Source organism: Massilimicrobiota sp. mt181, assembly GCF_055420065.1.
Genome location: NZ_JBVAYN010000001.1, coordinates 194595 through 215734, shown reverse-complemented (window position 1 = coordinate 215734; position 21140 = coordinate 194595). Strand labels below are relative to the sequence as shown.

Genomic DNA, 21140 nt, shown 5'->3' with positions numbered 1-21140 from the left:
CACTCCATGCGTCTCAGATTTGTCTCGATTTTTTCTCATATTCATAAACAAATTGTTTAAACATCTCAAATATTTCTTTGATTCTTTCTTGTTTTTTTTCTAAATACAAATGTCCAATCAATGCTTCAAATCCAGTTGATTGATTATAAACCAATACAGATGTATTTTTAGGAACATGTCGACTCTTGGCATTTCTTCCTCTTTTATAAATACGAATTTCTTCCTCATTCAACCATTGATTTTCTATTGCTTTTTGCATAAACGCTGCCTGTGCCTTCGCACTTACAAACAATTTTGATTCCTTTTGAAGCCAGTCAGGTTTCATAATTCCCTTTTCTATCAATAAATACTCTCTGACATAAACTTCAAAAACACTATCTCCTAAATACGCTAAAGCTAAAACATTCATCAACTCTGGTTTCATTATATAATTCCTTTGTCCTGTAACTCTTTTCTTAAAAGATCAGCTTTTTCAAAATTCTTTTCGCTTTTTTCTTTTTGCCATTGTTGATATAATGCGATATCTTCATCACTCAACTGTTTTGTCTGATGAACAAATCCCATTGTATCCAACATATGAATCAATGTCTGATAACCTTCAGAAATCTGATGATTATCTTTATCTTTTACACGCATCAACTGATTTAAGACTTTCACCTGTCCTAAAATCTGTGTTAAAGCTAAAGATGTATTTAAATCATCACTTAAGGCAGCCACCATTTCATCAACCGATTCTTTACAATAACTTTGTTCTAAACAATGATGAACCTGCAAATACAAAGAAGCCTGCTTCAAAATATTTTCTACTTTTTCTACTTCTTTTTTCACATTTGTCAAAACTTCATCTGTAAAATTTAAGGGATTACGATAATGCGTAGATAACATTAACCATTTATACACATTACATCCTAATTGTTCTAATAAATCCTTTGCCCATAAAACATTTCCTAAAGATTTTGACATCTTCTGATTATTAATATTAATCATTTGATTATGCATCCAAATATGGGCAATAGGATGGTGATGACAAGCCATAGATTGAGCAATTTCATTTTCATGATGAGGGAATTTTAAATCCTGTCCACCCCCATGAATATCAATACGTCCATTTTCAAAAATATCATTAATCATCACAACACATTCAGTATGCCATCCAGGTCTTCCTTTTGACCAGGGACTATCAAACTGAATACCTTCATCCGTCTTTTTCCACAAAGCAAAATCAGTTGGGCTTTCTTTTTTATCATTATCATCAACACGTTCACTCGCTCCTGCAATCAGATCTTCAATCTTGATTCCTGAAAGCATCCCATACTCCTTAATCTTTGTGACTCTAAAATAAACATCTCCATCGACTTCATAAGCATAGCCCTGCTTAACCAAGTCTGCAATAAAATCAATAATCGGTTGCATTGTTTCTGTAACACGTGGTGCATAAGTTGGAAACAGTAAATTTAATCCACGTCTGACATCTTCATAAGCTTTGATATACTTATCAGTTAATTCTTTTTCTGTAATGCCTTCTTCTTTTGCAGCTTTGATGATTTTATCATCAACATCTGTAAAATTAGAAACAAAAGTGACTTTATAACCTAAATATTCAAAAGTTCTTCTTAAAACATCAAAAACAATCATTGGACGCGTATTTCCAATATGCACATAATTATAGACTGTCGGTCCACATACATAAATACTGACTTCTCCTTCTTTAATTGGCACAAACTCTTCTTTTTGGTTCGTTAATGAATTAAACAGTCTCATTTTCTGTCCTCCTTAAATAAAAAAGCAAATGATAAAGACTTGATATCGATTTACTTTATCATATGCTTTATAAATGCTTTATCATATATCTTATTATACTATAACAAATTCACTTTTGTTAATCAAGATTAATGATGAACTGTCAACGATTGTAAATATTGTGATACCACCGTCTTATTTTCATCATAGATATTTTCTGGAGCCTGGTAGGCATAAATATAACTGGCTTCATCTGTGAAATAGACCATCTGCATAAATTTCATCCCTGAAGCCTGATAGACTCCTGTAAATTCATAGCACTCTATACCACTAGGAATGGTTCTTTGAGCATACTGAACATGAATAGCCCCATCTTCTTCTAGTTGCCCTTCATATAACTGAGGTAATTCATCTAATATATTATCTGTATCATCAATAACGGTTGCATAAGAATACATCTCATTATTTTTTACAAAACGTACATCTTTCTGATTCTCATTATTGATATCTAATTCGAAATCTTTAGGGTAGTAAAAAGAAACCTGATTAGCAACTTCATATAAAGTTCCATCGCGTTCGATAGCGATTTTTTCATCCTTTTTTCCACATGCAAAAAGACCGAAAATCATCATAATGACGATAAAAATCTTCATTGAAGTGTTCATTTTCTTCCCTCCTTACCAAAACATTGTACTAAACTCAATCATGAAAATCAAATAAAATTTCTTAAGTAAATAAAAGAGACAGGTTTCCCTATCCCCTTTATTAATCTAACAATGAATTGAAAACTTTCAAATAGGCATCAGCACTTTTATCCCAATCAAGTTTCGCTTCCATTGCACGATGAACTAATCCTTGCCATTTTTCTTTATCCTGATAAACCTTTAATGCATAATCAATAATATCCATCATTTCGTGAGCATTATAGTTTTTAAAACTAAATCCATCACCAGTATTTTCATATTCATTATAAGGTTCAACACTATCTTTGAGTCCACCAGTTTCTCTGACAATTGGAATTGTTCCATAACGCAAAGACATCATCTGTGATAAACCACAAGGTTCAAATAATGACGGCATTAAGAACATATCGCACCCCGCATAGATACGGCATGATAATCCAAAATCATATTTCAGATTTAATGATAATTTCTGATTATGATAAGCCGCTATAGCTTTGAGTGGTTCTTCATATTTTTGATCACCAGCACCCAAAATCACAACCTGGACATCACGCTTCATCAATTCATCCATACGATTAATAATTAAATCCAATCCCTTTTGCCAAGTTAATCTTGTGACAATACCAATCAATGGAACATCTTTATCTTCTGGCAATCCACATTCTTTTTGTAAAGCCAGTTTATTGATAACTTTCTTTTCATCAACATTTGTAATATCAAAATGTTCCACAATTTCAGGATCCGTTGCTGGATTGATTGTTTCATAATCAATACCATTTAAAATACCATACAAATCATGTCGACGCATTTGTAAAATATTTTGTAATCCTTCACCAAAACTATCTGTTAAGATTTCTTGGGCATATGTTGGTGAAACAGTTGTAATAATATCACTATAGAAAATAGCTGCTTTCATCATATTGAAACATCCATCATTTCGACAGTTTCCATTATAATATAAATAATTATCTAATCCAAAATGGTCGCTCAACAAAGCAGGATCGCATTTTCCCTGATATGCAATATTATGGATTGTAAAGACAATTTTTATACCTTGATAATATTCATAATAAGCATATCTTTCTTTGTAAAGTGTTGCAATCATGGCAGTCTGCCAATCATGTAAATGCAAGATATCAGGTTTGATATCAATATGTGATAATAATTCCAAAACCGCAAAATCAAAATAAGCAAATCTTTCATTATCATCATCATAACCATATAATCCCGGTCTTCTGAAATATTGTTCATTATCAATGAAATAATAAGTCACACCATCATATTCAGCTTTGAAAACACCACAATAGCATTTTCTCCATCCTACCCAGATATCATAGTTTGTCACATACTCAATCGTATCAGCTAATTTCATATCCTGATACTTAGGTAACACAACAATACATTCATGTCCCTTTTGAACAAGAGCTTTAGGAAGTGAACCTAAAACATCAGCCAAACCACCTGATTTAATGTAAGGGTTTGCCTCACTTGTCGCAAATACAATTCTCATTAAACAACATCCCCTTCTTTAACGTAAAGTGGTTCTCCTTCTCCAATAAGTTCTTTTTTCTTCTCAACACGAGCATCCTTATCAATAACCACGTTTTCCAAATGAGCACCAGCACAAACTTTAGATCCATTTAAAATAATACAATTTTTCACAACTGCATTTTTACCAATAGTGACATTACGTGACAAGATACATCCATCAACTTCTCCATCAATGATAGCTCCATTAGCCACAAATGATTTTTTAACAACAGCATTTTTCAAATATTTTGTTGGTGGAGTATCATTTGTATTGGTAAAGATTGGCCATGTACTCTTGAAGACTTGAGTAGAAATATCCATATCAAGGAATTCCATACTCACTTTATAATAAGCTTCATAAGAATCAATACATCTTGCAAATCCTTTATATTCATATGCCATAATCTTTTTCTCATCACATAAGTATGCAAGCGTATCTCTTAAATTAAAGAATGAACTAATTTTTTGAGCAAAATTAATTAATTTCAACAAAGTCTTTTTATTAATAACATATGTTTCCAAAGAAATATTTCTTTCTTTTCTATTTCCTTTATTATTTTTGATTTCCATAACTTGTTTACCTTTTAAACGTAAGAAATCAGATCCAACAAAAGCTTCATCAGCATTATCGATTTTTTGATAGACCATTGTAATTTCTGCACCAGATTTTGCATGTGCATCTACAACATCAGCATAATTCATTGTTGTAATAATATGTGCTGGTGCAATGATAACATAATCAGCCTTTGATTTTTCAAGAAATGCAATATTTTCCACAATATTATTGATATCATGATTATACATTGGACTATTAGCATATTTTTCATTATATAAGAGTGAAACTCCCCCTGATTTAGAGTTAAAATTCCAAGAGTTTCCATTTCCCAAGTGTTTAAACAATGATCTTGGTTTTTCCTTAATCAAAATCCCAACATTATCCACATTAGAATTTGACATGTTTGATAAAACAAAGTCAATAATTCCATAACGACCTAAGAAGCTTACAGAAGCTACCGGTCTTCTTTCTGTTAAACCTTTATATGAAACATCAGAGTGTAAATTTATATATCCAACTACTTTTGCCATCTCGTTAACCCCCCTCTATTATGCATTGTCACTGACAAGTTCCACTTCTTTAGCTTCTTTATTGATGACGTCAGTTGATTTAATGACAACACCTTCATCAACAATAGCTTTGTAGATTTCTGCGCCTTCTTCTACCAATACACCTGGCATTAAGACAGAATCAACAACCTTAGCACCTTCACCAATATATACATTGTTGAATAAAACAGAACCTTCTACATCACCATTAACGATACAACCTTGAGTTACAAGCGAATGTTTCACTGTCGCTTCTTCTCCAATAATCTGAGGTTTACTCAATGTATCTTCAGTATAGATTTTCCAATCTTTCTTAACATTATAAAGATCTAACTCTTTATCATCTAACAAGTCCATATTGGCTTGCCATAAACTTTCAACAGTTCCGACATCTTTCCAATAACCAGAGAATTCGTAAGCATATAATTTTTTCTTATCCTCTAACATCATTGGAATGATATTCATACCAAAGTCATGTTTACTGTTTTCATCTTTTGCATCTTCAATTAAGTATTTTCTTAATTCCTTATAAGTAAAAATATAGATACCCATAGATGCTAATGTTGATTTTGGTTTTTCAGGTTTTTCTTCAAATTCATAAATAGAACCATCTTTATTTGTATTCATAATACCAAAACGGCTTGCTTCTTTTAAAGAAACATTTAAAACAGCGACTGTTAAATCAGCACCTTTTTCTTTATGCGCTGCCAACATTTCAGCATAATCCATTTTATAGATATGGTCACCTGATAAAATCAAAACATATTCAGGATCATATTGATCCAAGAAGCTGATATTTTGATAAATAGCATCAGCAGTTCCTGCATACCAAGTTGCTCCTACACCCCCTCTTTCACGAGCTGGTAAGATAGCCGCTAACGAATTATTTCCATCAAGACCCCACTTTGTTCCAGCACCAACATATGTTCCAAGTAGGACTGATTCATATTGTGTTAAAACACCTACAACATCAATTCCTGAATTTGCACAGTTACTTAAAGGAAAGTCTATAATTCTATATTTTCCTCCAAAATGTACAGCAGGTTTCGCTACTTTTGCAGTTAATGCTTCTAGACGTGTACCACGCCCTCCAGCTAAAATCATCGCAACAATTTCTTTTCCCATATTTTTTCCTCCTCAATTGTGATTATGAAAGTGCTTACCTATGCTTTTATTTTATCACAATCTTTTTTAAAAAAATACTATTTCATGTCAATTTAATTAAAATTTTTTATTAAATTTTTAGCCATTTCAAATATGCTTGAACTCATCAATATTTTTTAAATTGAAGCAACTTTTTTATTTTTTTTCATATATTAAACAGAGGTGATTACAATGTCTCCGAGAATCATACACAACGATTCTGATGTTGATTTACTGGCTCGCATTATGAAAGCAGAAGCCCTTGGTGAAGGCGAAGAAGGCATGCTGATGGTTGGCAATGTCGTCGTTAATCGTGTTGTTGCAAACTGTGATGTCTTTAGAAACACACGTACCATTTCTGAAGTTGTTTATCAAAAAAATGCCTTCTCCGGTGTTGGGCAGCCTTTATTTAACCAACCTGTCAACGCCAAAGAAAAAGAGTTAGCATTACGTAATATTGATGGCTATCGTATTGAGCCAGCAACAAACGCTCTCTGGTTTAAAAATCCCGGCAGCAATGTCTCCTGTCCTCAACAATTCTATGGTGAATTAAGTGGACGTTATAAAAATCATTGTTTTTATGCCCCAGGTGCAAAATTAAATTGTGACTTATAGGAGGAGTATATGGATACAAATAATCAAACACCCGTTCCCGGATCTCAGACTTCATCTTTACCAACACCTATCTCTGAACAGACTTATCTGGAAAATATTTTACGTTTAAATGTTGGTAAACTAGGTACTTTTTATTTTACTTATACTGGCAGTGATGACTGGCGTGATCGTGTCTACAAAGGTATCATTGAACAGGTAGGTAGAGATCATTTTGTTGTGAGAGATCCTAAAAATCAAAAGTATTATATTTTTCAATTTGTTTATTTCGTTTGGGCAGAATTTGATGAACCGATTAACTTCAATACACGATAAAAGGGAAACATACGCATTTCCCTTTTATAATCTATTTTTCTTCTTTTTGTAATTCAATCAAATGTTTTCGCACTTTCGAAATAAAATGAAGTGATCCTGTCACCACAATATGCTGTTTTTTAATATAAGCTGTCTGCAGTGCTTCTGTATAGCTTTTGACAATCGTCATATGAGGTCGTGGCTGAATTGTCGCAAGATCAATTGCTCTTTCATCCTGGAATGTTGTTATATAGACATGATAACCTGCTTTTAACATTTCATCCAGCATTTCATCAACATCACGATCATTAAGACATGAGAACACAATAGCCACATTCTTTTCTTTTTTGACTCTTAACGTCTGCAACAAAGCCTGAATACCAGGCATATTATGGGCACCATCTATATCAACCTGCACATCATGATAAGGCAATGTTTCATAGCGCCCCTTCCATGCAGCATGTTCAACTGCAGGCGTTGTAACTAAAGGATCCAGTTTAATCAGTTTAGAAGCAATCGTTAAAGCCAATCGTGCATTCGTCACCTGATAGATACCTTGATTTTCCAGTGTAAAAGCCATATCACGATATCTAAAATGGAATGGATAACGAGAGACCTGATATTCTGGCACAACATACATAATGGCTCCCATTGCATCGCATTGTTCTTGAAAACGTGCTAAAATCGTTCCTTTGGTTTCACTAGTAATAAACATCTGATTAGGTTTGATAATTCCCATCTTTTCATTAATGATATCATAAATATCTCCCAGCTGTTTTTGATGGTCAAGACCAATATTTGTGATAGCACTGACAATAGGATCAATCACATTTGTCTTGTCATTTTGACCACCAATTCCTGTTTCAATAATACGATAATCTAAATCCAAAGACTGGAAATAAGCCAGCATAATCAAGACATCAATCTCAAACATAGATAACTGATCTTCTTCAATAACGGTATAGTACTGATTCAGATATTTCAGTAAATCTTCATCACTGATAGGAACATCATCCACACGAATACGATCATTATGACAAATCAAATAAGGTGAAGTAAAAGTCCCAACTTTATATCCATGAGCATTTAAAATACTTCTTAAATAATTAACAGTTGAACCTTTTCCATTTGTTCCAGCAATATGAATCATATTCTTTTGTTTCATAAGAATATGGCATTTATTTAAAGTTTCTCTAAACTGATCAATTGTTCTTTTGCTTCTTTTTGATTCAATATATGCAATAGCTTCATCAATATCAGTAAACATTAGCGAATCCTCCAATCTATAGGTTCAATTCCTTGGCTGATTAAAAACTGATTTGTGCGTGAGAATGGTTTAGAGCCAAAAAAGCCACGATAAGCAGATAAAGGTGAAGGATGAGGACTTGTAATAATACAATGCTTTGATGAATCAATCATTTTTGCTTTATCAATAGCCTGTCTTCCCCATAAAATAAAAACTAAAGGTTTTTCTCTTTGATTTAATGCTTCAATAATATGATTAGTAAATATTTCCCATCCTTTTTCTTTATGAGAATTAGCACGATGTGCCTGCACTGTTAAAACCGTATTCAATAAAAGAACACCTTGATGTGCCCAAGCTGATAAATCGCCATGCGATGGAATATCAATACCCACATCATCATGAGCTTCTTTATATATGTTCACAAGACTTGGAGGAATCTGAACTCCCTTGGCAACACTAAATGCCAAACCATTTGCCTGATTTTCTTCATGATAAGGATCTTGTCCAATAATAACAACCTTAATATCATCATAATCCTGAAAGTTAAAGCAATGAAAAATACGATTGCGTGGTGGATAGACTGTATGTATCTGATATTCATGATTCACAAATGCTTCCAGCTGTTTATAATACGGAAGCTCTCGTTCATGGTTAATAATTGTTTTAAAATCCATTATAAAATAAACCTTTCTACAATTTCAGCAATAACCCCTTGATTATTATCAGCTTCCGTAACGATATCACATGCTTTTTTCACATCATCCACCGCATTTGCCGCAGCCACTGATAAACCAGCTACTTTTAACATCGGTAAATCATTATAATTATCTCCCACAGCAATACATTCAGACAAATCAACACCAATAATTTCCGCCAAATGCTTCAATCCTTGTCCTTTATCCACACCAATCTTATTAAACTCCATATAACGATTTGATGAATAGCTAACAGCACATGTTCCCTTCACAATATCCTGCATCTGAGGTTCAAGACTCATCAAATAAGGCACATCAACATTTTGGTAGAGAATTTTAGAAATAGGAACATCCTTTAAAAAGTCCATAGAATTCTCTTCCATAATTTCACATTCAACCTTTTGATCATGAATTCTCTGTGCTTCAGATTCAGATAAATTAAAAACATAAACTTTATCCTTTGTATAAATGTGCTGACAAACATCCTGATGTAATCCAAATTCAAAAATCTCTTTTGTTTTTTCAAAAGATAATCCTTCAAAATATAAAAGTTGATTATTTTTATTTTCTGTTAAAGCTCCACCATTAAAAGACAAAACATATTCTTTTTCAACATCATATAATCCCAGCAATTTTAAATCACGTTGGATAGACATAAACCCACGTCCTGTTGCTGGTACAAATTTCACACCTTTTTCTTTTGCTTTTTTAATCAAATCAATATTTCTTTGACAAATTACATGCTGATCATTCAATAGAGTCTCATCCATATCACTTGCGATTACCTTATATTTCATCATGACTATCTCCTCTCAAAATAAACTTTTCAATAACTTCCTTGACCGCTCCCTGATCATAATCCACTTCAGTCACATAATCAGCCTGCGCTTTAATATCATCATGCGCTCCTGCAACACAAACACCTAAACCAGCTTCCTGAAGCATAGAAATATCATTATAATTATCTCCAATCGCAATCACATCTTGACAATTAATATGTAAATAATCAGCCAGCCATTTGAGCGCTGCACCTTTGCTAACCCCTAAAGGATTAAACTCTAAATAACGATAAGATGAATAGCTGATTGAAAATTGCTTTTTAATATCTTCTGGTAAATCTTTTTCAACACGCTTTAAATAATCCATATCAGGTTTAACATATAAAAACTTCGCAATCTTTTCATTTTTTAAAAAATCCATATGATCATCATCTATCACTGAAAACGCCGCTTTTTGAGCTGTTTTTCTTGCAATCTCTGTGGGATCTGCTTTAAATAAATAACAATGATCTAATGTAAAAATCATAATACATACATCATAATTTTTCCCTAAATCAAAAAGTTGTTGTGCCTGCGCAAAAGTCAACCCCTGAAAAGATAATATTTTCGCATTCTGATTCTCTACAATCAAACCACCATTAAAACATATTGAATATTCATGCGCTTTTTGAGACGTTCCTATTTCTTTGAGAATCTCTTCAATCATAGGAAATGAACGTCCTGTCGCTGGAACAAACTTGACATTCTGAAGTTGTTTGATAGCTTCCTGATTAAACTTAGGAACATGATGATGAACCAATAAGGTTTCATCTAAATCGGATAAAATCATACGATACATACTATTCCTCCCCATATAAAAACGTCATGAATAAAGGCACTCTTTGACGCCATTCACTTTCATTATGATGGGCACCTGCAAAATAGTGCATCTCTAAGTTTTGAACTTTAGGAAGCAGTTGTTCATAAACCATCTGATTACTTTCTATGTACCATTGATTAATCACTTCATCGTCTCCACTTTCAAATTCTCCTAAATCTAGATAGAAACGATTTTGGCTCTGATATTCATGATGTTGAATCACATCTTTAAATTCATCAACATAAAACCAGAAAGCCGTTGATAAAGCAGCACACTTTACGAAAACTTCAGGATATTGAAAGGCAGCATAAGCACTAATAACTCCTCCCATAGAGCTTCCAACAATCCCGGTATTATTCTTTTGCGTACGAAAGCGACGATCAATGTAAGGCTTGAGTTCATCTTTAAGCCAGTCAATATAAACTTGACCTTCCCCACCAATAATGAAACCCTTTTGTCCAGTTTCTTGAAACGAAAGTTCTTCATTAATAGGCCATGGTCCATATTCATCCATACGTTTAAAACCTTCTTCATTACAGGGAATAGCCACCAAAATAATATCCATCTTCGTTTTTTTGACATATTCTAAAAAGCCCCAGCTGATACCACTGTATGATGTTGCATCAAAAAAAGCATTTTGTCCATCCTGAATATACAAGACTGGATAATCTTTATTTTGTTGATAATAATCATCTGGCAAATAGACCGTAATTTCTCGTTTTCTTTCTAATGCCTTTATCGGAAAACTAAACGAAATAAACATTGAACAACCTCCTTTGTATAAGACAAAAAAATAAGCGCAAGCTTATTTCTCTGTTTCTGGTAATTTCACAACTTCTTCTCCATCCTCAGGAAAGATATACTGTTCTCTAGCGTATCTGGCAACATAATCGTCATCACTAAGCAACTCTACTTCTTCTGACAATTCCTGCTTTTCTTTCTCTAGTTCTGCTTTTCTTTCTTGTAATTGTGTCAACTGTTGCTTTTGTCCAACTACGCGATAAGCATTCATCCCAAGTGTATAGATAAGCAATGCAGAAATACCAATATAGATGAATCCTAAAAATTTTTTATATCTTGGTGTTTTCTTTTTTGCCATTTTTTCTTCATCCTTCCTATTCTTTTTTGTATTATACCATTAATATAACGAAAAAAGAAGATAAAAGGTGAGAATATTCTTTTGAAAATACGAATCATTTTTTCTAAATACCACAAAACATAATAGGCATAATAATGACAATAAAACACATATCCTAAAAAAACAAAAATAAAAAAATACAACCTCAAAATACCTTCATTAAAGAAAACCAATCCATAAAAATAAAGAACACCAAATGCCATAGCAATAAAAACCTGCAAGATACATCTAATCAACGATGGTATTTTATACAATAATCGATTCACAATATGATAAACACCTGTCATCACAAAACCAAACAGAAAAGAGTAAAACAGGCATTGAAACTGTGTTATTAATGACATTATTTCAACAATTTATTAAAGACTTTTTCTTTAGGATGAACTTTCTTTTTATGATCAGAGACATAACTGATACTATCAATATTTCCTTTGATACTGACTTCATTTTGATCCTGATCTAATCGTACCAGCGTAAGTTCACTTCCTGTGATATTGAGATAACCTAGCGATGTTTCAATCAGGAATTCATAAGCATCAAAACTTTCAATCTTCTTAACACCTGTTAATTCTAAAGTCTTACGATCCTTTAAACATACATGATGATAAGGTGTCTGTTCAAAATGTAAACTATTATCCATATCCAACCCTCCTACATCAACATATGCTTATTTTTCTCATTTATGCAAAAAAAGAGATTACAATATAACCTCTTCCTTTCTTTGTTCATCAATAATTTCATATAACATATGACTATCATCTTTCAAAACATGTTCTCTTAATTCTAATACTTTCACTGTCAAAACACTGCGACCAAATTCCACTTCAATAATATCTCCAATTTTAAGCTTTGTAGATGGTTTTGCAATCTTTCCATTGACTTTCACCCTTGAAGCTTCACTCATTTCTTTTGATAAAGTTCTTCTTTTAATAATACGTGATACTTTTAAAAATTTATCTAAACGCATGCTTCTATTTCCTCCTCGATAATATCTTTCACAAACTCCAATAAAGTCTGATCCATCTGATAATATGGTGTCTGATGACTTAACATCAGTAGTGCCCCTTGAACTTCCTGTTCATAACACAATGGATAAAGAGTCACAGTTTCCTGTTTTCCATAAAAATCCATTGTCAATTCAATCTGTTCTTTCTTTTGCTTCAACAATAACATTAAATCCTTTGTCAATTCTCTTCTTTGATATTTAGCCAATCCATCAGACGAACAAACAACAATACAATTTTGGTCACATAACAAAAAAGTATTATGATATTTTGTATGTAGACGTTCCAATAAAATCTGAATCGTTGGACTTAATTTATGCAACATTGAAAATTTCGTCAAAATAATATGATGATGTTCCACTGTAAAAGAAACACTCTCACCTTCTTTAAGCATCAACTGCTTTCTAATTTCTTTAGGAATCACGATTCTTCCCAAATCATCAATTCTTCGTACCATTCCTGTTGTTTTCATGACTCTTTCACCTCAAATATTCATTTGATATTATTATATCCACTCCCAGCTCTTTTAATCGCTGATATTCATGAAAATCCGGCGCTGTCCATGATACAACAAAAATATGATTCTTTTTTAATTCTGCCATTCTCTTTTCATTCAATAATGTATACTCAGGATGAAAAGCAGCAATCTGATATTTCATCAGTTCCTGATATTTTTGAGTATACTGATCTTCAATCAAATAACCAAGATAAGCATTTGAATCCAATTCTTTCATACGCAACAATGATGGTAGATAAAATGATGAATAATATATATCTTGAGCCACTCCATATTGATTGACCAATTCCCAAACTTTCTTTTCAATATTTTCATAATGAATCACATCTGTCTTTAATTCAATATTGACTTTGATAGGATGATTTTGCATAAAAGATAGTAAATCCTCTAATAATGGTAAAGCATAAAATCCCGGTTGACCATTTCCAAACGAAAATTCTTTCAATTCTTCATAAGTATAATCATAAATATATCCCTGTCCATTGCTGGTACGATCAATTGTCTCATCATGAATCAGAACCAGTCTTCCATCTTTTGTCATATGAACATCTGTCTCTATACCATCAAATCCTTTTTCATAAGCTTTTTGAAAAGCTTCCATTGTATTTTCAGGATACCTGGCACTATAACCTCTGTGTGCAAATAATTTCATATCTTTCTCCCCTTACATATGTTATAATATTATACAACAATTGCGAGGTGTTAGAAATGATTAAAGCTATATTTTTTGATATTGATGGAACTCTTTTGTCACATCAGAGTCAAAGCGTTCCTTTATCTACCAAAAAAGCGCTTCATCAACTTAAAGAAAAAGGAATTTATACTTTTATTGCGACAGGCAGACATATTTCTGAAATGAGAGATTTACCATTAGATGATTTGGAATTTGAAGGATATATCACATTAAATGGTCAATATTGTTATAACCAGCACGGAGTCATATATGATTTACCAATTGATTCTCATGATATTGAAAATATTTTATTCTATATGGAACAGCATCCTTTCCCATGTATTTTCGTAGAAGATCAGCAAATGTATATCAATTATCATAATCAGGATGTGGAAACTGTTCAAAAAGCTATATCGACACCATTGCCTGACTTAGGTGATTTAAAACGTGGTCTGACTCATCCCATTTATCAGGTTATTCCCTATGGTATCACTTCACAAATAGAACAGGATATCCTCAAACAAATGCCTCATTGTAAATGGACACGCTGGCATGATTTAGCTATTGATATCATTCCTCAAAATGGTGGAAAACAAAATGGTATTTTAGAAGTCTTGAAATACTATCATATCTCTTTAGATGAAACAATGGCTTTTGGTGATGGTTTCAATGATATTGATATGCTGGAACTCGTCAACATTGGCATTGCGATGGGCAATGCACAAGATGAAGTAAAACAGAAAGCCGATGAAATTACTGAAGATATTGATCATGATGGTATCTATAAGGCACTCAAAAAGCATCACTTAATAGATGAGTGATGCTTTCTTTTTTTATTGTGTTAAAACTTCTGTAATAACTGGAACAACCTGTTTCTTTCTTGAAATAACACCTGGTAAACTTGCCTGTTGATCAACCAGTTCCACTCCAAATGCTGTTTCAACATAGTCTTTACGTGGACCTGCGACAAGCACTTCACTTGTTGCATTAATAACATCTGTTAAAAGCAACATTGTGAATTCCATATGATTATCTTTAGCAACTTGTTCCATATAATCCAGCATATCTTTCTTATATGGTGCAAAACCTTCAATATCCATCGTATTGACTTGAGCAACACCAACTGATAAATCTCCAAATGTGAACTTCTTGTAATCCTGATTGAAGATTTCTTCCACTGTTTTACCAGCCAATGAAGTTCCTGCCTTGAACATGCTCATACCAAATTCAACGATATCAACGCCTGCAATTTGAGCTAATTCTTTCGCAATTTTTGTATCTGTTGGTGTACATGTAGGAGATTTAAACAATAATGTATCACTGATAATAGCTCCTAACATTAAACCTGCCATATCAGCTGGTATTTCTACCCCATGTTCCTTATAACATTTAGCAACAATTGTTGCTGTACATCCAACTGGTTCAGCTCTAAATAAAACAGGTCCGACAGTCTGAATATCAGCAACTCTATGATGATCGATGATCTCTAAAATCTCCGCTTCTTCGATACCATCAATCGCTTGACTTCTTTCATTGTGGTCGACTTGAATCACTTTCTTTTTCATACCATTTAAAACCTGATAGCGTGAAATAGAACCTACAACTCTTCCCATAAAGTCAAGAACTGGATAACTACGATAACGCGTTTCACTCATGACTTCTCTGACATAATCCACTGTATCATCAGTTGAGAATGTTGTTAAACCACCTTTTTGCATAACATATTCAACAGGTACAGCCTGGATAATCTGTTGTGATGTCATAAATGTATTAAATGGTGTTGAAATAATACTAATATGTCTATCAATACATTGTTGTAATAATTCCTTAGATATACTCAATGATCCAGTTAAAATAATCAATGATATCTTCGCATTCATTAAATGTTCTATCGCTTCATCACGATCTCCACCAACAATAACAACATCATTTTCATGAACACGTTTCCCTGCTTCTTCTCCTGTCATTGCTGCAATATGAATTTCACCTTTGATTGTCTTTAACTGTTCATCTAAATAAAGAATGCTCGCATCTAATGTATCAATAACATTTTCAATCGGTGTATTCGCTTCTTTTAAAATCTGGCTATCCCATTGATCCATATATCCTTCAATGATATTAGATGTTGATAACAGTCCTAACAATTGACTATGATCATCCAAAACAGGTGCACTTTTTAAATTCTGTTGCTTCATTAATGACCAAGCTGTTTTTAAAGTCAGTTCTTTAGAAAACACTGTGACTTTATCATATTCTAAATCTTCCACTGTCTGTTTAACAGTTTTTAATAAAACTGGTATTTCCGTATGGAATCTTTTTAAAATGTATTCCGTTTCTTTATTAATTTCTCCCAGTCTGACTGGTACAGCATTGTAGCGCCCTATTGTAAACAAAAAATTGGCATAAGCAATAGCACTACAGATAGAATCACTATCCGGATTTTTATGACCACTTACAAAAACAATATCTTTCATGTCTATCCCCTTTCCTTACATTTTCTTTAGATATCGATAAATTGTCGGCTCACTGACAGCTAATTTTTCAGCCACCAGAACAATAGCACCCTTCACCTTAAAAGTTCCTTTTTCCTGTAAATATTTAACAACTTTTATCTTTTCTTCAACATTCAGTCTTTCGACTAAAAAATAACTTGGAAATCCCATTTTTTCTAAACATTCCTTAATGTATTTATCAATCATCTCATCTAGAGGAGATGATAAAATTTCAATAGGATTATCAAGTTTAAATTCAACATCTTTTTGTTCTTTAATACCTAAAATTCTTTTCAAAGTACTTTGAATATATTCATAATCAGAAATGTTGACATTAATGCAAAGCATACCTATTGGCATGTCTTTTCCATCTTCTTTGATAAAATATGTTGCTGAACGAAGCAATTTGCCATCACTACCTGTTGTCTTATAATTCATCACATAATCGTGATCCTTATACTGTTGTGTTTCTAAATAATGAATGGATAAATTAGATAGCTTCGCACCTATTTCCCTACCAGAAATATGACTATTTGCGATAGCAACAATTTCCTGCTCTTTGGAAGTGAGATCATGAAGTGCAACTTCGACATTGTCACCTAATGCCTCTCCTAAAAATTCAACCAATTTTGCATAAGGTTCTAATAATTTATACATGAATTTCGCCTCCAGAGAAATTATACACTATATTGCCAAAAAGAGATAGCTTTTTTTATCATGATAAAAAAATTTATAAAGGCTTTTGATCATTCCCATAAACACCTTTTATAAATGAAAAAAAGTTGGCATAACACCAACTTAATCAATGACTTTTATACCACCATATTTTCTAATCTTTAAGATATGACAGCTTCCTTCTCCAAAGTATTTTTCAATATCAGCTTTATAAGTTGCGACATAATCATCCTCAACAAAAGCCTGGATAGTTCCTGCAAAACCACCACCATGAACACGGCAAACGCCATGTGTTTTTAATATATCTTCAGATAAAGCTAAGGCTAAAGACACAGCCTGCTGTTCAACATAATGATTAGAATAAATATTTTGCAAATATTTAAATGAACTTTCTCCAGAAGCTTTAACAACATCTTTAAACGTTTCAAAATCATCTTGTTTTAAAGCCTCAACGGCCTGTTGAACACGTTTATTTTCTTTAAAAAGATGAATAGCTCTTAAAACAGCACGATCGTTTGTTGCCTCTCTGACTTCTGGTAAATGTGCATAAAATTCTTTTTCATCAACATCTCTTAAATAATCCTGATGGAAGAATTGTGCTACCTGTTTCATTTCTGCAGGAATAGAGGCATAATCCTGTGTCAAATCAGCATGTGAAGCATGAACATCCACAATACATAAACTATGATGGAAATGTGGAAAATCAACATCAATTTTCTCTACCACAGGATTGTCATTATCTTTGAAATCGATATGAATCAAACTTCCTACTGAACAGGCACATTGATCCATTAAGCCACATGGCTTTCCAAAATAAACATTTTCACTATATTGTCCAATTTTCGCAATTGTGACAGGATCAACTTTCATATCATTATACATTCCTGATAATATCGTTCCAATCATCACTTCAAAAGCAGCTGATGAGGATAAACCTGATCCTTGTAAAACATCACTTGTCATAAAACCAACAAATCCACCGATGGTATAATGCAATTCTTGAAATCTTGCAAGAATACCACGAATCAATCCTTCAGAAGATTCTTTCTCATGATCTCTCAATTTTAAATCGTGAATATCAATAGCTTCAATATCATAATCATCTGATAAAATTTTCACTTTTTCATCATCTTTTGCCACGACCGCAATCATATCCAGGTTAATCGCTGCAGCTAAAACTTCACCGTGTTGATGATCTGTATGATTTCCACAGACTTCACTTCTTCCTGGTGTACTATAAATCGTCACATCTTGATCTCCATATAAAGAAATAAACTTTTCAATAGCCTGAATATATCTTGTCTTTTGATGTTCAAGCTGCTCCTGATCAACATAAATATCTAATAAAATATCCTGATAAACATTATTTTGAATGTCTTGAATAATTAAACTTGCTTTTTTCATGATTTGATGACTTTAAACTGATATGATGTTATTTCATCATATGTTTCTCCTTTCTTTAAAATTGTACTTGGATGTTCTTCTAAATGAATAGCATCTGGCATATTTTGTGTTTCAATACATATTGCATCACGTGCATAATAGTGTTCTCCATATTTTCCAACTCTGCCATCCAGATAATTGGCAGTATAGATTTGTGCCTGTGGTAATGTTGTTGAAACAATCAGTTGTCTACCACTATCCTGATGCGTCAAAATCACTTGATTCTCTTGAGTATCAAAAACAAAAGGATGATCAAAACCTTTACCAATCTTTAATTGATCATCATCCTGATCAACTCTTTCGCCAATCAAAGCGGGTTGTCTAAAATCAAAAGGTGTCCCTGTAACATCACGGAATTCTCCTGTCGTTAATCCATCTGCGTCTACACAGGCATGTTTTGAAGCATGAATCTGTAATGTATGATGATTGATATTTTCTTTGTGTCCAGATAAATTAAAGTAAGAATGATTTGTAATATTAATAAGAGTATCAGCTGATGTTGTCGCATGATAATGCACTTTCAGACAATCTCCATCAAGGGTATATGTGACTGTCAAATCCAAATTTCCAGGATATCCTTCTTCTCCATCTTTTGATAGATAATGAAACTGTACTGTCTTCTCATCCTTGATTTCATAATCAAAAACCTGATAACTAAATCCTTTGATACCCCCATGCAAATGATTAGGTCCATTATTCACAGCCAAGTGATAAGTTTGTCCATTAAGTGTAAATTCACCTTTTTTAATTCTATTGGCAACTCTTCCTACCAAAGCACCTAAATAGGCATCCAATGTCTGATATTGGTTAAAGTCATCATAGCCTAAAACCACATCATCAACATGGCCATGGCGATCTGCCATGAAAACTTTGACAATTGTACATCCATAATTAGAAACCACAATTTCTAGTTGCTCATTTTTCATAGAAATGAGATGAATAGAATCATCAATATGTTTCACCACTTCAATCATTATATATTCCCTCCTTATCCAATGATTCTACAAAATTACAGAACGCTTCAATACCTTCCTCATTCATTTTAAAAACCCCAGCATCTTCTAAAACCTGCACAAATTTTATAGTTAATGCTGTTTTTAAGGTATCATCCACTGTTTCTGCTGTAATCTCATAATGATCTTTTATTTCATTATACCATAATTCATGTTTCTTCAGTTCAGGATATTGTGTAATCTCTTTTTTATCCAATAAACAATCTTTCAATAATTCCAATTCATTTTTCAATCTCGCTGGTAATACTGCCAGACCCATCACTTCAATTAAGCCAATATTTTCCTTTTTAATATGATGCAAAGAAGCATGTGGATGAAAAATACCATCTGGATATTGTTCAGAAGTACGATTATTTCGCAAAACCAGATCCATCTGATATTGTTGATGTTTCATTCTGGCAATTGGTGTTATCGTATTATGTGGTGTTTGACCACTATGAGATAAAATATCCAAATCCATATTTGTATAATTCTTCCATGCCTGCAATGTCTGATCTGCAAAGGCAATGATTTGTTGTGGGTTATCTGAAGTGACTCTAATTGTTGAAAGAGGCCATTTTAAAATTTCTACTTTTAAATCTGGAAAGTGTTTGAGATCAAAAGTCTTCACAACATCAGCATTATCCATTGGAAATGTATATCTGCCACCTTGGAAATGATCATGTGTTAAAATCGATCCACCAACAATTGGTAAATCAGCATTGGATCCTAACATATAATGCGGAAACTGTTCAACAAAGGATAACAGACGTTGAAAAGTCTCATGATTGATTGTCATTGGAATATGCTCTTTATTAAAAACAATGCAATGCTCATTATAATAAACATAAGGCGAATACTGTAAATAATAATCTGCCCCATCAAGTTTTAAAGGAATAATACGATGATTCTGTCTTGCAGGTCGATTCAAGTCACCACTAAATCCAACATTTTCTTTACATAATAAGCATTTTGGATAACCACTTGTTTTGATTAATTTTGCTTTTGCAATATCTTTAGGATCTTTTTCTGGCTTTGATAAATTAATCGTCATATCCATCAGCCCATATTTGTAATATTTTTGAAATCTAATATTTTGATCAGTACGATTTTTACGGATATAATGCGACGCTATAGAAAGATGATAAAAATAATCCGTTGCCTTTTGAGGACTTTGCATATAACGCTGCTGAAATTCCCTGACCACTTCACTTGGTCTTGGCATAAGACAGTTCATTAAACGTGTATCAAACAAATCTTTTTCTACGATACTGTCTTCAATGAGATGATTGTCTACTGCATAATTCAGCATTCCTTCTAAAATCGGTGTACTATCAACAATAAATTCCTGAATATCTTCTTTTTCAAAATCATCCAGTTTCAACAAATCCAAAATCAAATTGACTGCATAATCAACATCGTCCTGATACAACAAGTGATGATCCAGTCCAAATTGAATTAACAAGTTCACTTCATGATTCATATATCTATCCTCCTCATTACTACCTATACCATACCACG

General features: G+C 32.8%; 25 protein-coding genes. 3 read left to right on the top strand and 22 right to left on the bottom strand.

Translation table 11 applies throughout. The annotated features are described in order from the left end of the window. Positions 1-13 precede the first annotated feature (13 nt). The 6 genes from ACZYT4_RS01050 to ACZYT4_RS01025 all read right to left on the bottom strand — a co-directional run bounded on the left by ACZYT4_RS01050 (position 14) and on the right by ACZYT4_RS01025 (position 6182). Entirely contained in the window at positions 14-424 is a 411-nt protein-coding gene (locus ACZYT4_RS01050; RefSeq protein WP_463781763.1) for a Mini-ribonuclease 3, read from the bottom strand. Then, positions 424-1761, bottom strand: a complete 1338-nt coding sequence (gene cysS, locus ACZYT4_RS01045) for a cysteine--tRNA ligase (RefSeq protein ID WP_463781762.1) — start codon at positions 1759-1761, stop codon at positions 424-426. Before cysS ends, ACZYT4_RS01050 begins: the two co-directional genes overlap by 1 nt. A gap of 128 nt (positions 1762-1889) precedes the next feature. Further along, positions 1890-2405: a hypothetical protein gene (locus ACZYT4_RS01040; RefSeq protein ID WP_463781761.1), complete on the bottom strand. Its 516-nt coding sequence runs from the start codon at positions 2403-2405 to the stop codon at positions 1890-1892. Between the two features lie 100 nt (positions 2406-2505). After that, the gene (gene glgA, locus ACZYT4_RS01035) at positions 2506-3933 is read right to left on the bottom strand and encodes a glycogen synthase GlgA (RefSeq protein WP_463781760.1); all 1428 of its coding nucleotides are present in this window, start codon (positions 3931-3933) and stop codon (positions 2506-2508) included. Then, entirely contained in the window at positions 3933-5039 is a 1107-nt protein-coding gene (gene glgD, locus ACZYT4_RS01030; RefSeq protein ID WP_463781759.1) for a glucose-1-phosphate adenylyltransferase subunit GlgD, read from the bottom strand. Before glgD ends, glgA begins: the two co-directional genes overlap by 1 nt. Before the next feature lie 18 nt (positions 5040-5057). Next, complete coding sequence (locus ACZYT4_RS01025) at positions 5058-6182, bottom strand: glucose-1-phosphate adenylyltransferase (RefSeq protein WP_463781758.1); 1125 nt, start codon at positions 6180-6182, stop codon at positions 5058-5060. A 210-nt stretch (positions 6183-6392) separates the two neighbouring features. On the opposite strand from ACZYT4_RS01025, the gene ACZYT4_RS01020 reads away from it, so the two are divergent. Continuing rightward, positions 6393-6815 (top strand): cell wall hydrolase, encoded by a 423-nt coding sequence (locus ACZYT4_RS01020; protein WP_463781757.1) that lies wholly within the window; start codon positions 6393-6395, stop codon positions 6813-6815. 9 nt (positions 6816-6824) lie between these two features. Further along, positions 6825-7127 carry a spore coat protein GerQ gene (locus ACZYT4_RS01015; RefSeq protein WP_463781756.1) on the top strand — a complete coding sequence of 101 codons (303 nt, stop codon included), beginning with the start codon at positions 6825-6827 and terminating at the stop codon, positions 7125-7127. 31 nt (positions 7128-7158) lie between these two features. Here the strand turns inward: ACZYT4_RS01015 and ACZYT4_RS01010 are convergent, their stop codons facing one another. From ACZYT4_RS01010 to ACZYT4_RS00960, 11 genes are read right to left on the bottom strand one after another with little or no spacing between them, the layout of a single operon-like run. Next, a complete protein-coding gene (locus tag ACZYT4_RS01010) occupies positions 7159-8373 on the bottom strand; it encodes a bifunctional folylpolyglutamate synthase/dihydrofolate synthase (RefSeq protein WP_463781755.1) in 1215 nt (404 codons plus the stop codon). Beyond that, positions 8373-9026 carry a uracil-DNA glycosylase gene (locus ACZYT4_RS01005; RefSeq protein WP_463781754.1) on the bottom strand — a complete coding sequence of 218 codons (654 nt, stop codon included), beginning with the start codon at positions 9024-9026 and terminating at the stop codon, positions 8373-8375. Before ACZYT4_RS01005 ends, ACZYT4_RS01010 begins: the two co-directional genes overlap by 1 nt. Beyond that, entirely contained in the window at positions 9026-9844 is an 819-nt protein-coding gene (locus ACZYT4_RS01000) for a Cof-type HAD-IIB family hydrolase (RefSeq protein WP_463781753.1), read from the bottom strand. Before ACZYT4_RS01000 ends, ACZYT4_RS01005 begins: the two co-directional genes overlap by 1 nt. Then, complete coding sequence (locus ACZYT4_RS00995; protein WP_463781752.1) at positions 9834-10664, bottom strand: HAD family hydrolase; 831 nt, start codon at positions 10662-10664, stop codon at positions 9834-9836. Before ACZYT4_RS00995 ends, ACZYT4_RS01000 begins: the two co-directional genes overlap by 11 nt. A gap of 1 nt (position 10665) precedes the next feature. Beyond that, positions 10666-11448: an alpha/beta hydrolase gene (locus ACZYT4_RS00990; RefSeq protein WP_463781751.1), complete on the bottom strand. Its 783-nt coding sequence runs from the start codon at positions 11446-11448 to the stop codon at positions 10666-10668. A gap of 42 nt (positions 11449-11490) precedes the next feature. Continuing rightward, complete coding sequence (locus ACZYT4_RS00985; RefSeq protein WP_463781750.1) at positions 11491-11784, bottom strand: FtsB family cell division protein; 294 nt, start codon at positions 11782-11784, stop codon at positions 11491-11493. Next, positions 11745-12167, bottom strand: a complete 423-nt coding sequence (yabQ, locus tag ACZYT4_RS00980) for a spore cortex biosynthesis protein YabQ (RefSeq protein WP_463781749.1) — start codon at positions 12165-12167, stop codon at positions 11745-11747. The genes ACZYT4_RS00985 and yabQ overlap by 40 nt, the downstream gene beginning before the upstream one ends. Continuing rightward, positions 12167-12463: a sporulation protein YabP gene (gene yabP, locus ACZYT4_RS00975; protein WP_463781748.1), complete on the bottom strand. Its 297-nt coding sequence runs from the start codon at positions 12461-12463 to the stop codon at positions 12167-12169. Before yabP ends, yabQ begins: the two co-directional genes overlap by 1 nt. Positions 12464-12520: 57 nt before the next feature. Then, positions 12521-12790, bottom strand: coding sequence for an RNA-binding S4 domain-containing protein (locus ACZYT4_RS00970; protein WP_463781747.1), 270 nt, complete (start codon positions 12788-12790; stop codon positions 12521-12523). After that, positions 12781-13299 carry an AbrB/MazE/SpoVT family DNA-binding domain-containing protein gene (locus ACZYT4_RS00965; protein WP_463781746.1) on the bottom strand — a complete coding sequence of 173 codons (519 nt, stop codon included), beginning with the start codon at positions 13297-13299 and terminating at the stop codon, positions 12781-12783. Before ACZYT4_RS00965 ends, ACZYT4_RS00970 begins: the two co-directional genes overlap by 10 nt. A 7-nt stretch (positions 13300-13306) precedes the next feature. Then, positions 13307-13996, bottom strand: coding sequence for a glycerophosphodiester phosphodiesterase (locus tag ACZYT4_RS00960; RefSeq protein WP_463781745.1), 690 nt, complete (start codon positions 13994-13996; stop codon positions 13307-13309). A gap of 56 nt (positions 13997-14052) precedes the next feature. On the opposite strand from ACZYT4_RS00960, the gene ACZYT4_RS00955 reads away from it, so the two are divergent. After that, entirely contained in the window at positions 14053-14838 is a 786-nt protein-coding gene (locus tag ACZYT4_RS00955; protein WP_463781744.1) for a Cof-type HAD-IIB family hydrolase, read from the top strand. Positions 14839-14850: 12 nt separating this feature from the next. On the opposite strand, the gene ACZYT4_RS00950 is transcribed toward ACZYT4_RS00955, so the two are convergent. From ACZYT4_RS00950 to ACZYT4_RS00930, 5 genes are all read right to left on the bottom strand, one after another. Further along, complete coding sequence (locus tag ACZYT4_RS00950) at positions 14851-16491, bottom strand: putative manganese-dependent inorganic diphosphatase (protein ID WP_463781743.1); 1641 nt, start codon at positions 16489-16491, stop codon at positions 14851-14853. A gap of 15 nt (positions 16492-16506) precedes the next feature. After that, the gene (locus ACZYT4_RS00945; RefSeq protein ID WP_463781742.1) at positions 16507-17166 is read right to left on the bottom strand and encodes a helix-turn-helix transcriptional regulator; all 660 of its coding nucleotides are present in this window, start codon (positions 17164-17166) and stop codon (positions 16507-16509) included. A gap of 141 nt (positions 17167-17307) precedes the next feature. Continuing rightward, positions 17308-18588 carry a galactokinase gene (locus tag ACZYT4_RS00940; RefSeq protein ID WP_463781741.1) on the bottom strand — a complete coding sequence of 427 codons (1281 nt, stop codon included), beginning with the start codon at positions 18586-18588 and terminating at the stop codon, positions 17308-17310. After that, positions 18585-19601, bottom strand: a complete 1017-nt coding sequence (locus ACZYT4_RS00935) for an aldose epimerase family protein (protein WP_463781740.1) — start codon at positions 19599-19601, stop codon at positions 18585-18587. The genes ACZYT4_RS00940 and ACZYT4_RS00935 overlap by 4 nt, the downstream gene beginning before the upstream one ends. After that, the gene (locus ACZYT4_RS00930) at positions 19594-21102 is read right to left on the bottom strand and encodes a UDP-glucose--hexose-1-phosphate uridylyltransferase (RefSeq protein WP_463781739.1); all 1509 of its coding nucleotides are present in this window, start codon (positions 21100-21102) and stop codon (positions 19594-19596) included. The genes ACZYT4_RS00935 and ACZYT4_RS00930 overlap by 8 nt, the downstream gene beginning before the upstream one ends. Positions 21103-21140 lie beyond the last annotated feature (38 nt).

Coding starts and splice junctions, on each gene's coding strand:
- ACZYT4_RS01050 (WP_463781763.1), bottom strand. CDS start 424: ATGAAACCAGAGTTGATGAATGTTTTAGCTTTAGCGTATTTAGGAGAT.
- cysS (WP_463781762.1), bottom strand. CDS start 1,761: ATGAGACTGTTTAATTCATTAACGAACCAAAAAGAAGAGTTTGTGCCA.
- ACZYT4_RS01040 (WP_463781761.1), bottom strand. CDS start 2,405: ATGAACACTTCAATGAAGATTTTTATCGTCATTATGATGATTTTCGGT.
- glgA (WP_463781760.1), bottom strand. CDS start 3,933: ATGAGAATTGTATTTGCGACAAGTGAGGCAAACCCTTACATTAAATCA.
- glgD (WP_463781759.1), bottom strand. CDS start 5,039: ATGGCAAAAGTAGTTGGATATATAAATTTACACTCTGATGTTTCATAT.
- ACZYT4_RS01025 (WP_463781758.1), bottom strand. CDS start 6,182: ATGGGAAAAGAAATTGTTGCGATGATTTTAGCTGGAGGGCGTGGTACA.
- ACZYT4_RS01020 (WP_463781757.1), top strand. CDS start 6,393: ATGTCTCCGAGAATCATACACAACGATTCTGATGTTGATTTACTGGCT.
- ACZYT4_RS01015 (WP_463781756.1), top strand. CDS start 6,825: ATGGATACAAATAATCAAACACCCGTTCCCGGATCTCAGACTTCATCT.
- ACZYT4_RS01010 (WP_463781755.1), bottom strand. CDS start 8,373: ATGTTTACTGATATTGATGAAGCTATTGCATATATTGAATCAAAAAGA.
- ACZYT4_RS01005 (WP_463781754.1), bottom strand. CDS start 9,026: ATGGATTTTAAAACAATTATTAACCATGAACGAGAGCTTCCGTATTAT.
- ACZYT4_RS01000 (WP_463781753.1), bottom strand. CDS start 9,844: ATGAAATATAAGGTAATCGCAAGTGATATGGATGAGACTCTATTGAAT.
- ACZYT4_RS00995 (WP_463781752.1), bottom strand. CDS start 10,664: ATGTATCGTATGATTTTATCCGATTTAGATGAAACCTTATTGGTTCAT.
- ACZYT4_RS00990 (WP_463781751.1), bottom strand. CDS start 11,448: ATGTTTATTTCGTTTAGTTTTCCGATAAAGGCATTAGAAAGAAAACGA.
- ACZYT4_RS00985 (WP_463781750.1), bottom strand. CDS start 11,784: ATGGCAAAAAAGAAAACACCAAGATATAAAAAATTTTTAGGATTCATC.
- yabQ (WP_463781749.1), bottom strand. CDS start 12,167: ATGTCATTAATAACACAGTTTCAATGCCTGTTTTACTCTTTTCTGTTT.
- yabP (WP_463781748.1), bottom strand. CDS start 12,463: ATGGATAATAGTTTACATTTTGAACAGACACCTTATCATCATGTATGT.
- ACZYT4_RS00970 (WP_463781747.1), bottom strand. CDS start 12,790: ATGCGTTTAGATAAATTTTTAAAAGTATCACGTATTATTAAAAGAAGA.
- ACZYT4_RS00965 (WP_463781746.1), bottom strand. CDS start 13,299: ATGAAAACAACAGGAATGGTACGAAGAATTGATGATTTGGGAAGAATC.
- ACZYT4_RS00960 (WP_463781745.1), bottom strand. CDS start 13,996: ATGAAATTATTTGCACACAGAGGTTATAGTGCCAGGTATCCTGAAAAT.
- ACZYT4_RS00955 (WP_463781744.1), top strand. CDS start 14,053: ATGATTAAAGCTATATTTTTTGATATTGATGGAACTCTTTTGTCACAT.
- ACZYT4_RS00950 (WP_463781743.1), bottom strand. CDS start 16,491: ATGAAAGATATTGTTTTTGTAAGTGGTCATAAAAATCCGGATAGTGAT.
- ACZYT4_RS00945 (WP_463781742.1), bottom strand. CDS start 17,166: ATGTATAAATTATTAGAACCTTATGCAAAATTGGTTGAATTTTTAGGA.
- ACZYT4_RS00940 (WP_463781741.1), bottom strand. CDS start 18,588: ATGAAAAAAGCAAGTTTAATTATTCAAGACATTCAAAATAATGTTTAT.
- ACZYT4_RS00935 (WP_463781740.1), bottom strand. CDS start 19,601: ATGATTGAAGTGGTGAAACATATTGATGATTCTATTCATCTCATTTCT.
- ACZYT4_RS00930 (WP_463781739.1), bottom strand. CDS start 21,102: ATGAATCATGAAGTGAACTTGTTAATTCAATTTGGACTGGATCATCAC.